At 62.8% G+C, this 14233-nt stretch carries 25 protein-coding genes; all 25 read right to left on the bottom strand.

Annotation, left to right across the window (positions count from 1 at the left end; translation table 11 throughout):
* Positions 1-150: 150 nt before the first annotated feature.
* The 25 genes from EQG66_RS06555 to tuf all read right to left on the bottom strand — a co-directional run bounded on the left by EQG66_RS06555 (position 151) and on the right by tuf (position 14108).
* The gene (locus EQG66_RS06555) at positions 151-600 is read right to left on the bottom strand and encodes a DUF1275 family protein (protein ID WP_129403787.1); all 450 of its coding nucleotides are present in this window, start codon (positions 598-600) and stop codon (positions 151-153) included.
* A gap of 36 nt (positions 601-636) precedes the next feature.
* Entirely contained in the window at positions 637-1281 is a 645-nt protein-coding gene (locus tag EQG66_RS06550) for an adenylate kinase (protein ID WP_129403786.1), read from the bottom strand.
* Between the two features lie 37 nt (positions 1282-1318).
* Entirely contained in the window at positions 1319-2683 is a 1365-nt protein-coding gene (gene secY / locus EQG66_RS06545; protein ID WP_129403785.1) for a preprotein translocase subunit SecY, read from the bottom strand.
* Positions 2684-2915: 232 nt separating this feature from the next.
* Positions 2916-3446 carry a 50S ribosomal protein L15 gene (rplO, locus tag EQG66_RS06540; RefSeq protein ID WP_129403784.1) on the bottom strand — a complete coding sequence of 177 codons (531 nt, stop codon included), beginning with the start codon at positions 3444-3446 and terminating at the stop codon, positions 2916-2918.
* A 122-nt stretch (positions 3447-3568) separates the two neighbouring features.
* Entirely contained in the window at positions 3569-3745 is a 177-nt protein-coding gene (gene rpmD, locus EQG66_RS06535) for a 50S ribosomal protein L30 (RefSeq protein WP_129403783.1), read from the bottom strand.
* A 5-nt stretch (positions 3746-3750) separates the two neighbouring features.
* On the bottom strand, positions 3751-4473 hold the full coding sequence (rpsE, locus tag EQG66_RS06530) for a 30S ribosomal protein S5 (protein ID WP_129403782.1): 723 nt from the start codon (positions 4471-4473) through the stop codon (positions 3751-3753).
* A gap of 1 nt (position 4474) precedes the next feature.
* Complete coding sequence (gene rplR / locus EQG66_RS06525) at positions 4475-4828, bottom strand: 50S ribosomal protein L18 (RefSeq protein WP_129403781.1); 354 nt, start codon at positions 4826-4828, stop codon at positions 4475-4477.
* A gap of 3 nt (positions 4829-4831) precedes the next feature.
* A complete protein-coding gene (gene rplF / locus EQG66_RS06520) occupies positions 4832-5365 on the bottom strand; it encodes a 50S ribosomal protein L6 (protein WP_129403780.1) in 534 nt (177 codons plus the stop codon).
* The gene (gene rpsH / locus EQG66_RS06515; RefSeq protein WP_129403779.1) at positions 5365-5760 is read right to left on the bottom strand and encodes a 30S ribosomal protein S8; all 396 of its coding nucleotides are present in this window, start codon (positions 5758-5760) and stop codon (positions 5365-5367) included. Before rpsH ends, rplF begins: the two co-directional genes overlap by 1 nt.
* Positions 5761-5772: 12 nt before the next feature.
* Entirely contained in the window at positions 5773-6078 is a 306-nt protein-coding gene (gene rpsN, locus EQG66_RS06510; protein WP_129403778.1) for a 30S ribosomal protein S14, read from the bottom strand.
* A gap of 39 nt (positions 6079-6117) precedes the next feature.
* Complete coding sequence (gene rplE, locus EQG66_RS06505; RefSeq protein ID WP_129403777.1) at positions 6118-6693, bottom strand: 50S ribosomal protein L5; 576 nt, start codon at positions 6691-6693, stop codon at positions 6118-6120.
* Positions 6693-7004, bottom strand: coding sequence for a 50S ribosomal protein L24 (gene rplX / locus EQG66_RS06500; protein WP_129403776.1), 312 nt, complete (start codon positions 7002-7004; stop codon positions 6693-6695). Before rplX ends, rplE begins: the two co-directional genes overlap by 1 nt.
* On the bottom strand, positions 7004-7372 hold the full coding sequence (rplN, locus tag EQG66_RS06495; protein ID WP_129403775.1) for a 50S ribosomal protein L14: 369 nt from the start codon (positions 7370-7372) through the stop codon (positions 7004-7006). The genes rplX and rplN overlap by 1 nt, the downstream gene beginning before the upstream one ends.
* Before the next feature lie 62 nt (positions 7373-7434).
* Positions 7435-7698, bottom strand: coding sequence for a 30S ribosomal protein S17 (rpsQ, locus tag EQG66_RS06490; protein ID WP_129403774.1), 264 nt, complete (start codon positions 7696-7698; stop codon positions 7435-7437).
* A 15-nt stretch (positions 7699-7713) separates the two neighbouring features.
* On the bottom strand, positions 7714-7917 hold the full coding sequence (rpmC, locus tag EQG66_RS06485; protein ID WP_129403773.1) for a 50S ribosomal protein L29: 204 nt from the start codon (positions 7915-7917) through the stop codon (positions 7714-7716).
* Positions 7914-8351: a 50S ribosomal protein L16 gene (gene rplP / locus EQG66_RS06480; RefSeq protein WP_129403772.1), complete on the bottom strand. Its 438-nt coding sequence runs from the start codon at positions 8349-8351 to the stop codon at positions 7914-7916. Before rplP ends, rpmC begins: the two co-directional genes overlap by 4 nt.
* 24 nt (positions 8352-8375) lie before the next feature.
* Positions 8376-9071 (bottom strand): 30S ribosomal protein S3, encoded by a 696-nt coding sequence (gene rpsC / locus EQG66_RS06475; protein WP_129403771.1) that lies wholly within the window; start codon positions 9069-9071, stop codon positions 8376-8378.
* Positions 9072-9075: 4 nt separating this feature from the next.
* Positions 9076-9459, bottom strand: coding sequence for a 50S ribosomal protein L22 (gene rplV / locus EQG66_RS06470; RefSeq protein WP_129403770.1), 384 nt, complete (start codon positions 9457-9459; stop codon positions 9076-9078).
* Complete coding sequence (rpsS, locus tag EQG66_RS06465; RefSeq protein ID WP_129403769.1) at positions 9459-9737, bottom strand: 30S ribosomal protein S19; 279 nt, start codon at positions 9735-9737, stop codon at positions 9459-9461. Before rpsS ends, rplV begins: the two co-directional genes overlap by 1 nt.
* Positions 9738-9740: 3 nt before the next feature.
* Positions 9741-10577 carry a 50S ribosomal protein L2 gene (rplB, locus tag EQG66_RS06460; RefSeq protein ID WP_129403768.1) on the bottom strand — a complete coding sequence of 279 codons (837 nt, stop codon included), beginning with the start codon at positions 10575-10577 and terminating at the stop codon, positions 9741-9743.
* Between the two features lie 14 nt (positions 10578-10591).
* Positions 10592-10906: a 50S ribosomal protein L23 gene (locus EQG66_RS06455; protein ID WP_129403767.1), complete on the bottom strand. Its 315-nt coding sequence runs from the start codon at positions 10904-10906 to the stop codon at positions 10592-10594.
* Positions 10899-11522: a 50S ribosomal protein L4 gene (gene rplD, locus EQG66_RS06450; RefSeq protein WP_129403766.1), complete on the bottom strand. Its 624-nt coding sequence runs from the start codon at positions 11520-11522 to the stop codon at positions 10899-10901. The genes EQG66_RS06455 and rplD overlap by 8 nt, the downstream gene beginning before the upstream one ends.
* A 3-nt stretch (positions 11523-11525) precedes the next feature.
* Positions 11526-12290: a 50S ribosomal protein L3 gene (gene rplC, locus EQG66_RS06445; RefSeq protein WP_129403765.1), complete on the bottom strand. Its 765-nt coding sequence runs from the start codon at positions 12288-12290 to the stop codon at positions 11526-11528.
* 237 nt (positions 12291-12527) lie between these two features.
* Positions 12528-12839 (bottom strand): 30S ribosomal protein S10, encoded by a 312-nt coding sequence (rpsJ, locus tag EQG66_RS06440; RefSeq protein WP_129403764.1) that lies wholly within the window; start codon positions 12837-12839, stop codon positions 12528-12530.
* Between the two features lie 78 nt (positions 12840-12917).
* Complete coding sequence (tuf, locus tag EQG66_RS06435; protein WP_129403763.1) at positions 12918-14108, bottom strand: elongation factor Tu; 1191 nt, start codon at positions 14106-14108, stop codon at positions 12918-12920.
* Between the last annotated feature and the right edge of the window lie 125 nt (positions 14109-14233).

Genomic DNA, 14233 nt, shown 5'->3' with positions numbered 1-14233 from the left:
AGCGCCGCCGCGTCACCGATTCCGGAACGACGTCCATCGGCTCAGGCCGAACAGCATCGCTAACTTCGCATCCACTTTCGAATGCAGCTTCCTCGTCCATCGCTAATTACACCTCCCCAAATGAACGGCGTAACTTAGCAGCTGATTCTATTAGTAAAATGTGGGGGATAAAATCCGCTTACCCGTCATATAGGTAAGCGCCACGCGCACCTCGCCATCGCGTTCGAATGTGGCGTTCTCCGCGCCCATGGCCAGCGCGAGCAGCAGCGCGGAGGGCATGGCCCAGCCTGCGCCTCCCGTCGCGGCACCCAGCGTCAGCAGCAGCGCCACCAGCCCCAGCACCGCCCTGTGCCGCCTGCGCGCGAGCCTGCCCGTCAACGAGCCCGCAATCACGCCGAGGAAGAATGCGGAGATCAGCCCCGCCGCCCGCATCCAGTCTGTCGCGTCATGCATCAGGCCCACGGCGAGGCGGGTGCTGTTGCCACTCATGAACGAGACAAAAAATCCGCCGATCTGGATGAAGCCGATCGCGTCGACAAACCCCGCCAGCGCCGCCAACAGCAGCGCCAGCGCCCGTGCCCTGTGATTAAGCTCGATCATCCCTGCCGAGCAACGGAAGGGGTCGCCCGGCCCGCATCAGCCGAGGATTGCGCCGATCGCCACCGTCACATCGTCCATGTCGGCCATGCCGTCGACACGCGAGACGATGCCGCGTGCTTCATAAATCGGCAGAATCGGCGCGGTCTTGGCGCGATACTCGGCCATGCGCGTGCGCACGGTTTCCTCATTGTCGTCGGCGCGGCGCTTGAACTCGGTGCTGCCGCACTTGTCGCACACGCCCTCTTTGGCGGGCTGCTTGAATGTGTCGTGATAGCCCTCGCCGCAATTGGCGCAGGTGAAGCGGCCGGTAATGCGCTCGACCAGCGCGTCCTCGTCAACCTCCAGCTCGATCACATGCGCGAGGCTGCGGCCGCGTGCCGACAATATCTCGTCCAGCGAATGGGCCTGCGCCTCCGTGCGCGGATAGCCATCAAAGATCACGCCGGTTTCGGGAGAGAGCGCATCCAATGCTTCGCCGATGATGCCGGAGACGATCTCGTCAGACACCAGCCCGCCTGATTCCATCACGGCCTTGGCCTGCAAGCCCACAGGGGTGCCCGCCTTCACCGCAGCGCGCAGCATATCTCCGGTCGAGAGCTGCACCATGCCCCTGCTTTCCACGAGGCGGCTCGCCTGCGTGCCTTTGCCTGCACCTGGAGGGCCAAGTAAAATGATGTTCATGTCCGTCCCCTGTTATGGCGCTACCCGGTGCAGCGGGTTAGCGCATACGTCCCTTGAGGCGCGCCTTCTTGATAAGGTCGCCATATTGATGCGCCAGCAGATGGCTCTGAATCTGCGTCACCGTATCCACCGTTACATTGACGACGATGAGCAGGCTAGTTCCACCAAGGTAGAAGGGTATGCCCGCCTGGCTGATAGCATATTCCGGCACCAGGCAGATGAAGGCGAGATAGGCCGCGCCGATCACGGTGATGCGCGTCAGCACATAATCGAGGTAGTTTTCAGTGTTCTTGCCCGGCCGGATGCCCGGAATGAACCCGCCATTCTTCTTGAGGTTCTCCGCCGTCTCCTCCGGGTTGAACACAAGGGCCGTATAGAAAAAGCAGAAGAAAACGATGCCGAAGCCATAGAGCAGCATGTAAACAAGGCTGCCGTGGCTGAGATACTGGTTGAGCGCCAGCACGAAATCGCCCCATGCGCTTTCTCCCGCCACCTGATCCCCCGCGAACTTCGAGACGGTGAGCGGCATCAGCAACAGCGAGCTGGCGAAGATCGGCGGGATTACGCCCGCCGTGTTGACCTTCAGGGGCAGGTGGCTGCGGTCCGCCTGCATGATGCCCTGGCGCGTCTGGCGCTTGGGGTACTGGATCAGCACCCGGCGCTGCGCCCGCTCCATGAAGCAGATGAGCGCGATGAGGCCGAGGCCCACAATGATGATACCAAGGATCAGCAGGCCAGAGATCGAGCCTTCACGGCCAGACTGGAACAGGTTCGCCAGCGTCACTGGCAACTGCGCCACGATGCCCGCCATGATGATGAGCGAGGTGCCGTTGCCGATCCCGCGCGAGGTGATCTGCTCGCCCAGCCACATCAGGAACATCGTGCCGCCGATCAGCGAGACTACGGCGGTGATGCGGAACAATGTGCCCGGCTCCACCACCGCCTGCATGCCCTGCGCCGCGCCAAAGCTTTCCAGCCCCACGGCGATGAAATAGCCCTGCACAGCGGTGAGGCCTACGGTGCCATAGCGCGTATACTGGTTGAGGCGCTTGCGTCCGCTCTCGCCTTCCTTCTTGATCGCGGCGAGCGTGGGGTGGAGCGAGGCGGCAAGCTGCACCACGATCGACGCGGTGATATAGGGCATGATGCCGAGCGCGATCAGGCTCATGCGCTCCAGCGCGCCGCCGGAGAAGGTGTTGAAGATATCGAGCACGCCGCCCTGCGTCTGGGCATAGAGCGTCTTGAGCACGGTCGGGTCCACGCCCGGCAGCGGCACATGGCTGAGGAACCGGAACACGATCAGCGCGCCGATGGTAAACCACAGGCGCTTCTTCAGCTCGGTCGCCTGTGCGAATTTGGCGAAGTTGATGTTCGCTGCCATTTTATCGGCCGTGGTTGCCATGCTTGCTCTCAAACCTTCAAAAACTGACGCCTGCGGGAAGGCGAAATCGTCCCTTAGCGGCTATTGTGGCGGGTGTGAACCATTAACCTGATACCGCTTTCGATCACGAGCGGGACTTGGCGACGCACCCGCCCCTATGCAAGGACATTACCGCACTGCGGTGCCTCAAAAAGCGAAACCCCGCCTTCCCAGTGCGGGCAAGCGGGGCTTCGAACTCTGGTGCGAACGGGTCTTACTTCCGTGCTGCGATTTTCGCTGCGCGGACAGTTCCCTTCTTCGCGGCGGCCTTGTCGGCGGCGCTTACCACCTCGATTACAGAGACCGAGCCACCAGCCTTCTCAACCGCCTCGATCGCGCCCTTCGACGCACCGGCGACAGTGAAGGTCAGCTTCGCGGAGAGATCGCCCTTGCCGAGCAGGCGGACGCCATCCTTGCCACCGCGCGCCAGGCCAGCGGCCTTCAGCGCATCATGATCGAGCGCAGCGCCAGCGGCGATCTTGCCCGCGTCGACGGCCTTCTGGATCGCGCCGAGGTTCACGATCGCGTAATCCTTGGCGAAGATGTTGTTGAAGCCGCGCTTCGGGATCCGCATGTGGAGCGGCATCTGGCCACCCTCAAAGCCATTGATCGCGACGCCAGAGCGCGCCTTGGCGCCCTTCTGGCCGCGCCCTGCGGTCTTGCCCTTGCCGGAGCCGATCCCACGGCCCACGCGCATGCGGCCCTTGCGGGCGCCTACATTATCAGAGAGTTCGTTCAGTTTCATGTCTGTGCACTCGCTTTCGCTATGTTCGCGCTGTCATTGTGTTCCTGCGAAAGCAGGAACCCAGAGCCGCAGAACGCGGCATCTGGAACTCTGGACTCCTGCTTTCGCAGGAGTACGCCGGCTCAGTCGATCACCTGCACCATATGCGGCAGCTTCCTGATCGCGCCGCGTACTTCGGGCGTATCTTCCAGCTCCACCTCACGGTGCATCTTGCCGAGGCCCAGACCGATCAGGATCTTCTTCTGGGCTTCGGGGCGGCGGATCGGCGATCCGATCTGCTTCAGCTTGATCTTTGCCATATCGCTTACTCCGCAATCGCTTCGGCGTCGATCTGGGCGACCTCGGCAGAGGCACCGCCACGACGCAGCAGATCCGCAACCTTCTTGCCACGGCGCTGGGCCACGGCCTTGGGGCTGGACTGATCGGTCAGCGCCTCGAAGGTGGCGCGGATCATGTTATAGGGGTTGGATGTGCCGACCGACTTGGTGACGACGTCCGCCACGCCCAGGCTCTCGAACACGGCGCGCATCGGGCCACCGGCGATGATGCCGGTTCCTGCCGGAGCCGAGCGCAGCGTGACATTGCCTGCGCCGAAGACGCCACGGCCATCATGATGCAGCGTGCGGCCTTCCTTCAGCGGAACCCGGACCATTTTCTTCTTGGCCGCTGCGGTCGCCTTGCTGATCGCCTCAGGCACCTCGCGCGCCTTGCCATGGCCGAAGCCGACCCGGCCCTTGCCATCGCCCACAACCACGAGTGCCGCAAAGCCGAAGCGCTTGCCGCCCTTCACGGTCTTGGACACGCGGTTGATGTGAACCAGCTTTTCAACCAGCTCCTCGCCCTGTTCCTCGTCGCGGTTGCCGCCACGGCGGTCATCGCGGCGGCCACGGCCACCACGGTCACCACCGCCCCGGTTACGATCGCCGCCGCCACGGCCACGGCGTGCGCCACGGCCTTCGGTCGGAGCTTCGCCCTCTACCGCAGCCGGAGCACCGGCCTGCGCCTGAATGTCGTTTTCATCAGCCATATCAGAACTCCAGCCCGGCTTCGCGAGCCGCATCGGCCAGCGCCTTCACGCGGCCATGAAAGAGAAAACCACCACGGTCGAACACCACCTGGGTGACGCCCGCCTTGGTCGCGGCCTCGGCCACGCGCTTGCCGACATCGGCAGCGGCCGCGGCGTTGGAGCCGACCTTGCCGCGCACATCCTTGTCCAGCGTCGAGGCGGCGGCGAGGGTGTGGCCCTGCGCGTCGTCAATGACCTGGGCATAGATATGCTTGCCCGAACGGTGGATGGACAGGCGCGGACGGGTGCCCGAACGCGCCTTGAGGGTGGTGCGAACGCGGCGACGACGCCGCTCGAAGAGAGAGAGTTTCGCCATAGCTTACTTCTTCTTGCCTTCTTTGCGGAAGATAAACTCGCCGCGATATTTGATGCCCTTGCCCTTGTAAGGCTCTGGCTTGCGCCAGCGGCGGATTTCGGCGGCCACCTGGCCCACCTGCTGCTTGTCGATGCCTGAGATCTCGACCGTGGTGTTATCCGGGGTCTTGATCTCGATGCCTTCCGGCACCGCGAAATCGACGTCATGGCTGTAGCCGAGCTGCAGCTTCAGCGTCTTGCCCTGCGCGTTGGCGCGATAGCCGACGCCGGTGATTTCCAGAACCTTGGTATAGCCCTCGGTCACGCCGGTGACGAGGTTCTGGATCAGCGTGCGCTGCATGCCCCAGAAGGAGCGGGCGCGCTTGGTGGCGTTGGCGGGAGCGACGGTCAGCTTGCCGTCTTCCAGCGCGTAGGTGACTTCGTCAGCCATCGCGATCGTAAGGGTGCCCTTCGGCCCCTTCATCGACACGACGCCGCCCTCGATGCTGGCGGTGACGCCAGAGGGGATCGCCACGGGTTTTTTGCCAGTGCGGCTCATCAGAACACCTCCGCCAGCACTTCGCCGCCGACATTCTGATCCCGCGCTTCCGCGTCAGACAGAACGCCCTTGGGCGTGGATACGATAGTGATGCCGAGGCCGTTGCGCACAATCGGCAGCTCCTTGCTGCCCGAATAGACACGGCGGCCCGGCTTCGAGACGCGGGCGACATGCTTGATCGCGGGCTGGCCCTCGAAATATTTCAGCTCGATGCGCAGGCCGGGGTGCTTGCCGAGGGCTTCCTCGGTGTAACCACGGATATAGCCTTCGCGCTGAAGCACATCGAGAACGCGGGCGCGCAGCTTGGAAGCCGGCGTGGTCACGCTGTCCTTGCGGGCCGACTGGCCGTTACGGATGCGGGTGAGCATATCACCCAGAGGATCGGTCAATGCCATAAGATGATATCCTTACCAGCTCGACTTGGTGACGCCGGGGATCAGGCCCTTGTTGGCCAGATCGCGCAGCTGAATACGGCAGAGCCGGAACTTGCGATAATAAGCGCGCGGGCGGCCGGTCAGCTCGCACCGGTTGCGGATGCGCGTGGGGTTGCCGTTGCGCGGCAGCTCCGCCATCTTCAACCGCGCCATCAGGCGGTCGGTGTCATCGAGCGAGGTATCCGCCGCGATCGCCTTCAGCTTTGCATATTTGCCGGCATATTTCTTCACCAGCTTCTTGCGCCGCTCGTTCTTGTTAATGGAACTCAGTTTCGCCATCGACTTAAGCTCTCTTTCCTACCTTGCAGCCAGACACGCTCACGCGGCCTGCTTTTCCTCTTCGACCGGGAACGGGAAACCGAACAGGCGCAGCAGCTCGCGCGCCTCGTCGTCCGTTGTCGCGGTGGTCGTGATGATGATGTCCATGCCGCGCACCTTCTCGATGCGGTCATAGTTGATTTCGGGGAAGATGATCTGTTCCTTGATCCCGAAAGCATAGTTGCCGCGCCCGTCGAAGCTCTTCGGGTTCAGGCCACGGAAGTCGCGGATGCGGGGCATCGCGATCGTGATCATGCGGTCGAGGAACTCATACATGCGCTCGCGGCGCAGCGTGACCTTCGCACCGATCGGCATGCCTTCGCGCAGCTTGAACTGGGCGATGGACTTCTTGGCCTTGGTGATGACCGGCTTCTGACCCGCGATCAGCTCCATTTCCTCGGCGGCGGACGTGACCTTCTTCTTGTCCTGCGTCGCTTCGCCCACGCCCATGTTGAGCGTGATCTTCTCGATCACCGGAACCTGCATGCGGTTCTTGTAACCGAACTTCTCGGTCATCGCCGCGACGATCTGCTCGTCATAGATCGCCTTCATGCGCGGTGTGTATTTGTCAGCCATCAGATGACCTCCCCGGACTTCACGGCCACGCGGACCTTCTTGCCATCGCGCACCTCGAAGCGGACGCGGGTGGCCTTGCCATCCTTGCCCGCAACGGCGACGTTGGAAATGTGCAGCGGCGCGGGCTTGCGATCGATGCCGCCCTGCGGGTTCATCTGATCCGCCTTGCGGTGGCGCGCATGCACGTTGATGCCGTCAACCAGCACCTTGTCTTCCTTGGGGAAGACCTGAAGAACAGCGCCGGAACGGCCCTTGTCCTTGCCGGCGAGCACAACAACGGTGTCGCCCTTCTTGATCTTGGCCGCGCTCATTACAGCACCTCCGGAGCCAGCGAGATGATCTTCATGTGGCCGGTCGCGCGCAGCTCGCGCACCACGGGGCCAAAGATGCGGGTGCCGATCGGCTCCTGGTTCTTGTTGACCAGCACGGCGGCGTTGCCGTCAAAGCGGATCACGCTGCCGTCGGCGCGGCGCACATCCTTGCGGGTGCGCACGATGACGGCGCGATGCACGTCGCCCTTCTTCACCTTGCCCTTCGGCTGCGCTTCCTTGATCGAGACGACGATGATGTCGCCCACGCCCGCGGTGCGCCGCTTGGAGCCGCCCAGCACCTTGATGCACTGGACACGCTTCGCGCCGCTGTTATCCGCGACGTCTAGATTGGATTGCATCTGGATCATGGATCCGGTTCCTTCTTGTCTGGCCTGCCGGAAGCTTCCGGTGGTTCCTCAATTAAGCGTCTTTAAGCCGCCACTTCCGGGGACTTGTGCGTATCCACCCGCTCGATGACCTTCCAGGTCTTGAGCTTGCTGATCGGCGCCGTCTCCTCAATGCGGACGGTCTCACCCTCATGATAGGCATTGGCCTCGTCATGAGCATGATACTTCTTCGAGCGGCGGATGATCTTGCCATAGAGCGGGTGCTTCACCTTGCGCTCTACGCGGACCACTACCGTCTTGTCACCCTTGTCGGAAACCACCGTTCCCGTCAGCACGCGCTTCGGCATCGTCTGGTTCCTTCCTTACTGCGCAGCCGAGCGCGTACGCTCGGTCTGGAGAGTTTTGATCTTGGCGATGGCGCGGCGCACTTCGCGCACCCGTGCCGGCTTCTCAAGCTGGTTGGTTGCCGCCTGAAAGCGCAGGTTGAACTGCTCCTTCTTCAGGTTCACCAGCTCGCCGTTCAGTTCATCGTCGGTTTTGGTGCGCAGGTCAGCGATCTTGCTCATGCTCCAGCTCCCAGATGCGAGGTGTCGCCCAGGCGAGCCACAACCTTGGTCTTGATCGGCAGCTTCATCGCTGCGCGCGAAAAGGCTTCCGCCGCGAGTGGGCCGGGAACGCCGTCCAGCTCGAACAGGATGCGGCCCGGCTTTACGCGCGCCGCCCAATATTCAACGGAGCCCTTGCCCTTGCCCTGGCGGACTTCGGCGGGCTTCTTCGACACCGGCACGTCGGGGAACACGCGGATCCACAAGCGGCCCTGACGGCGGATGTGGCGCGTGATCGCGCGGCGGGCCGCCTCGATCTGGCGGGCGGTGATCCGCTCCGGCTCCATGGCCTTCAGGCCATAAGCGCCGAAGTTCAGGTCGCTGCCGCCTTTGGCATCGCCCTTGATCCGGCCCTTGAAGGCCTTGCGGAACTTCATTTTCTTCGGTTGCAGCATGACGCTATACTACCTTCTTAAAAATCAATGCGCCGGACGGACGCCGGAGGTTTGAGCCTCCATCATCAGCCGGTCGGTCGCCATCGGGTCGTGGCCGAGAATCTCGCCCTTGAAGATCCAGACCTTGATGCCGCACACGCCATAAGCGGTGTGGGCAGTGGCCTCGGCATAATCGACGTTGCCGCGCAGCGTGTGCAGCGGAACGCGACCCTCGCGATACCACTCGGTCCGCGCGATTTCCGCGCCGCCCAGACGGCCGCCGCAGGTGATCTTGATGCCCTCGGCACCCAGACGCAGCGCAGACTGCACCGCGCGCTTCATGGCGCGGCGGAACGCGATGCGGCGCTCAAGCTGATCGGCCACACCCTGCGCCACCAGCTTCGAATCGATCTCCGGCTTGCGGATCTCGACGATGTTGAGGCTGACGTCGGAGGAGGTGAACTCACCCAGCTTGCGGCGCAGCTTTTCGATGTCCGCACCCTTCTTGCCGATGATGACACCGGGGCGGGCGGCATAGATCGATACGCGGCACAGCTTGGCCGGGCGCTCGATCACGACCTTGGAGATCGCCGCCTGCGGCAGGTTCTTCATCACATATTGGCGGATCTTGAGATCCTCCATGAGGAGACGGCCATAGTCGCCACGCTCGGCGAACCAGCGGCTGTCCCATGTGCGGTTGATCTGAAGACGCAGACCGATCGGATTGCTCTTGTGACCCATAGCTTTAAGCCTCCGCTTCGTTCTGTTCGCGCACCACGATCCGAACCCGGCTGAAGGGCTTTAGGATGCGGGTCGATTTGCCGCGACCGCGGGTGTGGAAACGCTTCATGACGATGCCTTTGCCGACCGATGCCTCGGCAACGACCAGGCTGTCCACGTCAAGATTGTGGTTGTTCTCGGCGTTGGCGATGGCCGAGGCCAGCACCTTGCGCACATCAACCGCCATCGCGCGCTTGGAGAAAGCGAGGATGTTCATCGCTTCCTCAACCTTGCGGCCGCGGATCAGCGTCGCGACGAGGTTCAGCTTCTGCGCCGAACCACGGATCGACGTGCCGACGGCCAGCGCCTCGTTGTCGCCCACGCGGCGGGGAGATTTTGCCTTGCCCATCAGCGCTTGCCCTTCTTGTCAGCGGCGTGGCCGGGGAAGGTGCGCGTCGGCGCGAACTCGCCCAGCTTGTGGCCCACCATGTCTTCGTTGACCGAGACAGGGATATGCTTCTTGCCGTTGTAGACGTTGAACGTCAGCCCAACGAACTGCGGCAGGATGGTCGAGCGACGCGACCAGGTCTTGATCGGGCCACCCTTGCCACCCGCATCCTGAGCAGACTCTGCCTTTTTCAGCAGATGCAGGTCCACAAACGGACCCTTCCAGACGGAACGAGCCATCGCTTACCTCTTCTTCTTCGCGTGACGCGACCGGATGATGAACTTGTCGGTCGCCTTGTTGTGGCGGGTGCGCGCACCCTTGGTCGGCTTGCCCCACGGCGTCACCGGATGGCGACCGCCGGAGGTCCGGCCTTCACCACCGCCATGCGGGTGATCGACCGGGTTCTTGGCGACGCCGCGTGTCAGCGGGCGCTTGCCCAGCCAGCGGTTGCGGCCGGCCTTCGCCAGATTAGTGTTGGCGTTATCGGGGTTCGAAACCGCGCCCACCGTGCCCATGCAGTCAGAGCGGATATAGCGCTGTTCGCCAGAGTTCAGACGCACCATCACCATGCCGCGATCACGGCCGACGAGCTGTGCATAGGTGCCTGCCGAACGGGCGAGCTGGCCGCCCTTGCCGGGCTTCATCTCCACATTGTGGATGATGGTGCCGACCGGCATCTGGCCCAGTTCCATCGCGTTGCCCGGCTTCACGTCGGTCTTCTTCGCGGCGATCACCTTGTCGCCAGCGGCGAGGCGCTGCGGCGCGAGGATATAGGCCTGTTCGCCGTCCGCGTAGGAAACGAGCGCGATGAAGGCGGTACGGTTGGGGTCATATTCCAGACGCTCGACCGTGCCTTCCATGTCCCACTTGCGGCGCTTGAAATCGATGATGCGATAGCGCTGCTTGTGGCCGCCGGCGATACCGCGCGAGGTCACATGGCCCTTGTTGTTGCGGCCGCCGGTCTTGCGCTTGCCTTCGGTCAGCGCCTTGACGGGCTTGCCCTTGTGCAGGTGAGACTTGTCGACCAGGATCAGGCCGCGCTGGGCCGGGCTGGTCGGATTGTAATGCTTGAGTGCCATTGTCCGTCCTCAGCTCAGATCGTGCTGGTCACGTCAATCGACTGGCCTTCGGCCAGCGTGACGATCGCCTTCTTGAAGTCGCTGCGCGTGTAGGGCTTGCCCTTCCAGCGCTTGGTCTTGCCCTTCTGGACGAGGGTGTTGACGCCCTTGACCTTCACACCAAAGAGCGCCTCGACAGCGGCCTTGATCTCCGGCTTGGACGCATCCTTCGCCACTTTGAAGACCACTGCGTTGTTCTCGGAAAGCAGCGTCGCCTTCTCGGTGATGTGCGGGGCGAGCACGACGTCGTAATGACGCAGGGTCGCGGCGGGGGCTGTGGTCTTAGCCATTGAAACGAGCCTCCAGCTTTTCCACGGCGGCGCGGGTCAAAACCAGCGTATCCGCACGCAGAATGTCATACACATTGGCGCCAACGGCGGGCAGCACGTTGATGCCCACGAGGTTGGACGATGCCTTGGCGAAGCTGACGTTGATGGCATCGCCATCAATGAACAGCGCGCGTCCGAAGCCCAGCTTCTCAAGCTGACCGGCAAGAACCTTGGTCTTGCCCTCGGCAACATCCAAATTGTCGATCACGAACAGCGTGCCGGTCTTGATCTTGGATGACAGCGCCATCTTGAGGCCAAGCGCGCGGATCTTCTTGTTGAGCGACGGGTTGAAATCCCGAACGCGGGGGCCGTGGGCCTTGCCGCCGCCGATGAAGATCGGGGCGCGGCGATCGCCGTGACGTGCCACACCGCCGCCCTTCTGGCGACCGAACTTCTTGCCGGTGCGCGCCACATCAGAGCGCTCACGCGCGCCACGGGCGGTGCCACGGCGCTTTTCGAGCTGCCAGGTCACGACGCGGTGCAGAATGTCCGCGCGCGGTTCGAGGCCGAATACGGCATCGTTCAGCTCGACATCACCGGCCTTGGCGGCGTCCAGGGTTTTGACGTCTACCTTCATGGCTTAGCCCTCCTGGCCTTCGGTCGCTTCCACAGCGGCGACATCCTCGGCGGGCGTGTCAGCAGCAGCCGGAGCGGCCTCGTTGGAATTCGCAGCTTGGCGCAAGCTGGCGGGATAGGGCACTTCGGCCGGGCGCGGCACCTTGACCGCATCCTTGACCAGCAGCCACGTGCCCTTCGAGCCGGGAACGCTGCCCTTCACGAACAGCAGACCGCGCTCGACATCCGTGCGGACGATTTCGAGGTTCTGCTGCGTGCGCTGGCGATCACCCATGTGGCCCGCCATTTTCTTGTTCTTGAACACGCGGCCCGGATCCTGACGATTACCCGTCGAACCGTGCGCACGGTGAGAGATGGACACACCGTGAGTGGCGCGCATGCCTCCGAAGCCCCAGCGCTTCATCGCACCGGCAAAGCCCTTGCCCTGCGTGTGGCCGGTCACATCGACGAGCTGGCCCGCGATGAAATGATCGGCGGCGATTTCCGCGCCGACATCGAGCAGCGCATCTTCGGCGACGCGGAACTCGGCGATCTGCGCCTTCAGTTCCACTTCAGCCTTGGCAAACTGCTCACGCTGCGGCTTGGCGACATTCTTCGCCTTGGCAACGCCTGCACCCAACTGGACAGCCACATAGCCGTCCCTATCAATCTCGCGGCGCGAAATGACCTGGTTGCCCTCCAGAGCAAGAACGGTAACCGGCACGTGCCGTCCGTCCTCGTTGAAGAGGCGGGTCATCCCGACTTTCTTCGCGATCACGCCAGTGCGCATGATCTTGTCCTCCAATAGAGGCCCGCGTTTGCACCAAAAAGCGCGCCAGCGGGCGTATCCAACGAAAAAACCGCTTGGCGGACATCCGCAAGCGGCCAACCCAAAAATATGCGTGGTCCCCGTCCGGGCTGGATGCCTTCCTCAAGAGGAAAGCGACGGGGGACGCAGCCCGGATAAATCCGGCGGTATCCCAATATCAATGCGAGGCCACTCCGAGGAGCGCCTCGCGCGCGGCCATCAGGCCAGTTTGATCTCGACGTTCACGCCGGCAGCCAGATCGAGCTTCATCAGCGCGTCGACCGTCTGCGGCGTCGGCTGCACAATGTCAAGCATGCGCTTGTAAGTGCGAACCTCGAACTGCTCGCGGCTCTTCTTGTCAACGTGCGGCCCACGGTTGACCGTGAACTTTTCGATGCGCGTCGGCAGCGGAATGGGACCGCGAATAAGGGCGCCCGTGCGGCGCGCCGTGTCGGCGATGTCGCCGGTCGCCTGATCGAGCACACGATGGTCGAATGCCTTGAGGCGAATACGGATATTCTGCGTTTCCATGTCCAACTTACCGATGCGAAAGAGCCAGAAAAAATCAGACCGCGCGAATCAGACGACCCGCGCGGTCCGGTGCCTATATTACTTAGAGATCGTTCCGACAACCCCTGCGCCGACGGTGCGGCCGCCTTCACGAATTGCGAAGCGGAGACCCGCATCCATCGCGATCGGGGCGATCAGCTTCACGCCGAGCTTCACATTGTCGCCGGGCATCACCATCTCGGTGCCGGCGGGGAGGATAACCTCGCCGGTGACGTCGGTGGTGCGGAAGTAGAACTGCGGACGATAGTTCGCGAAGAACGGCGTGTGACGGCCGCCTTCTTCCTTCGACAGCACATAGACTTCGGCGTCAAACTCGGTGTGCGGAGTGATCGAGCCGGGCTTGCACAGCACCTGGCCGCGCTCAACCTCTTCACGGCCCACGCCACGGATCAGCGCGCCGATGTTGTCGCCCGCACGGCCCTCGTCGAGCAGCTTGCGGAACATTTCAACGCCTGTGACGACGGTCTTCTTGGTGTCCTTGATGCCGACGATCTCGACTTCCTCGCCCACCTTGACGATGCCAGTCTCGACACGGCCGGTCACAACCGTACCGCGGCCAGAGATCGAGAACACGTCCTCGATCGGCATCAGGAACGGCTTGTCAACCGGGCGCTCCGGCTGCGGGATCCAGGTGTCAACGGCCTGCATCAGCTTCAGGATCGCGTCGTGGCCGATTTCAGGGGTCTTGTCCTGAAGGGCGGCAACAGCCGAACCGGCGATGATCGGAATATTGTCGCCGTCAAAATCATAGGAAGACAGCAGCTCGCGGATTTCCAGTTCAACCAGCTCCAGAATTTCGGCGTCATCAACAAGGTCAACCTTGTTCATGAACACGACGAGCTGGGGAACGCCGACCTGCTTGGCGAGCAGGATGTGCTCGCGGGTCTGCGGCATCGGGCCGTCGGTCGCGGAAACGACGAGGATCGCGCCGTCCATCTGCGCCGCGCCGGTGATCATGTTCTTCACATAGTCGGCGTGACCAGGGCAATCGACGTGCGCATAGTGGCGCGCTTCGGTCTCATACTCGACGTGCGCGGTCGAGATGGTGATGCCGCGCTCGCGCTCTTCGGGCGCCTTGTCGATGTTGTCATAGCTGGTGAAGGTCGCGCCGCCGGTCTCGGCGAGCACCTTGGTGATCGCTGCGGTCAGCGAGGTCTTGCCATGGTCAACGTGACCGATGGTGCCGATGTTGCAGTGCGGCTTGGTCCGCTCAAATTTAGCCTTAGCCATTTCCTACCTCTTCTTGTCCAAATCTGCTTCGACTGCCTGGAGGCGCCTCGCGAAGTGGCGCTCATAGCAGCAAATTACGATAATGCCAGCCCGTATTGCAGCTTTTGGCGGGGAATTTTCCCCCG

Source organism: Sphingobium fluviale, from assembly GCF_004122115.1.
In the GTDB taxonomy this organism is placed as follows: domain Bacteria; phylum Pseudomonadota; class Alphaproteobacteria; order Sphingomonadales; family Sphingomonadaceae; genus Sphingobium; species Sphingobium fluviale.
This window is presented reverse-complemented; position numbering and strand designations above follow the sequence as displayed.

What these genes read in the sequence shown, in the direction of transcription:
- rpsJ (WP_129403764.1), bottom strand. Translation starts at nt 12,839, where the DNA reads ATGGAAACGCAGAATATCCGTATTCGCCTCAAGGCATTCGACCATCGT.
- rplC (WP_129403765.1), bottom strand. Translation starts at nt 12,290, where the DNA reads ATGCGCACTGGCGTGATCGCGAAGAAAGTCGGGATGACCCGCCTCTTC.
- EQG66_RS06455 (WP_129403767.1), bottom strand. Translation starts at nt 10,906, where the DNA reads ATGGCTAAGACCACAGCCCCCGCCGCGACCCTGCGTCATTACGACGTC.
- rplF (WP_129403780.1), bottom strand. Translation starts at nt 5,365, where the DNA reads ATGAGCCGCACTGGCAAAAAACCCGTGGCGATCCCCTCTGGCGTCACC.
- rplV (WP_129403770.1), bottom strand. Translation starts at nt 9,459, where the DNA reads ATGGGCAAGGCAAAATCTCCCCGCCGCGTGGGCGACAACGAGGCGCTG.
- rplO (WP_129403784.1), bottom strand. Translation starts at nt 3,446, where the DNA reads ATGAAACTGAACGAACTCTCTGATAATGTAGGCGCCCGCAAGGGCCGC.
- rpmD (WP_129403783.1), bottom strand. Translation starts at nt 3,745, where the DNA reads ATGGCAAAGATCAAGCTGAAGCAGATCGGATCGCCGATCCGCCGCCCC.
- rplB (WP_129403768.1), bottom strand. Translation starts at nt 10,577, where the DNA reads ATGGCACTCAAGCATTACAATCCGACCAGCCCGGCCCAGCGCGGCCTG.
- rpsH (WP_129403779.1), bottom strand. Translation starts at nt 5,760, where the DNA reads ATGGCATTGACCGATCCTCTGGGTGATATGCTCACCCGCATCCGTAAC.
- EQG66_RS06550 (WP_129403786.1), bottom strand. Translation starts at nt 1,281, where the DNA reads ATGAACATCATTTTACTTGGCCCTCCAGGTGCAGGCAAAGGCACGCAG.
- rpsQ (WP_129403774.1), bottom strand. Translation starts at nt 7,698, where the DNA reads ATGCCGAAGCGCGTGCTGACGGGAACGGTGGTTTCCGACAAGGGTGAC.
- rplP (WP_129403772.1), bottom strand. Translation starts at nt 8,351, where the DNA reads ATGCTGCAACCGAAGAAAATGAAGTTCCGCAAGGCCTTCAAGGGCCGG.
- rplX (WP_129403776.1), bottom strand. Translation starts at nt 7,004, where the DNA reads ATGAGCGCGGCCAAGATCAAGAAGGGCGACACCGTTGTTGTGCTCGCC.
- rpsN (WP_129403778.1), bottom strand. Translation starts at nt 6,078, where the DNA reads ATGGCGAAACTGAGTTCCATTAACAAGAACGAGCGGCGCAAGAAGCTG.
- rplD (WP_129403766.1), bottom strand. Translation starts at nt 11,522, where the DNA reads ATGAAGGTAGACGTCAAAACCCTGGACGCCGCCAAGGCCGGTGATGTC.
- rplR (WP_129403781.1), bottom strand. Translation starts at nt 4,828, where the DNA reads ATGGCGAAACTCTCTCTCTTCGAGCGGCGTCGTCGCCGCGTTCGCACC.
- rpsC (WP_129403771.1), bottom strand. Translation starts at nt 9,071, where the DNA reads ATGGGTCACAAGAGCAATCCGATCGGTCTGCGTCTTCAGATCAACCGC.
- rpmC (WP_129403773.1), bottom strand. Translation starts at nt 7,917, where the DNA reads ATGAGCAAGATCGCTGACCTGCGCACCAAAACCGACGATGAACTGAAC.
- rpsS (WP_129403769.1), bottom strand. Translation starts at nt 9,737, where the DNA reads ATGGCTCGTTCCGTCTGGAAGGGTCCGTTTGTGGACCTGCATCTGCTG.
- rplN (WP_129403775.1), bottom strand. Translation starts at nt 7,372, where the DNA reads ATGATCCAGATGCAATCCAATCTAGACGTCGCGGATAACAGCGGCGCG.
- rplE (WP_129403777.1), bottom strand. Translation starts at nt 6,693, where the DNA reads ATGGCTGACAAATACACACCGCGCATGAAGGCGATCTATGACGAGCAG.
- EQG66_RS06555 (WP_129403787.1), bottom strand. Translation starts at nt 600, where the DNA reads ATGATCGAGCTTAATCACAGGGCACGGGCGCTGGCGCTGCTGTTGGCG.
- secY (WP_129403785.1), bottom strand. Translation starts at nt 2,683, where the DNA reads ATGGCAACCACGGCCGATAAAATGGCAGCGAACATCAACTTCGCCAAA.
- rpsE (WP_129403782.1), bottom strand. Translation starts at nt 4,473, where the DNA reads ATGGCTGATGAAAACGACATTCAGGCGCAGGCCGGTGCTCCGGCTGCG.
- tuf (WP_129403763.1), bottom strand. Translation starts at nt 14,108, where the DNA reads ATGGCTAAGGCTAAATTTGAGCGGACCAAGCCGCACTGCAACATCGGC.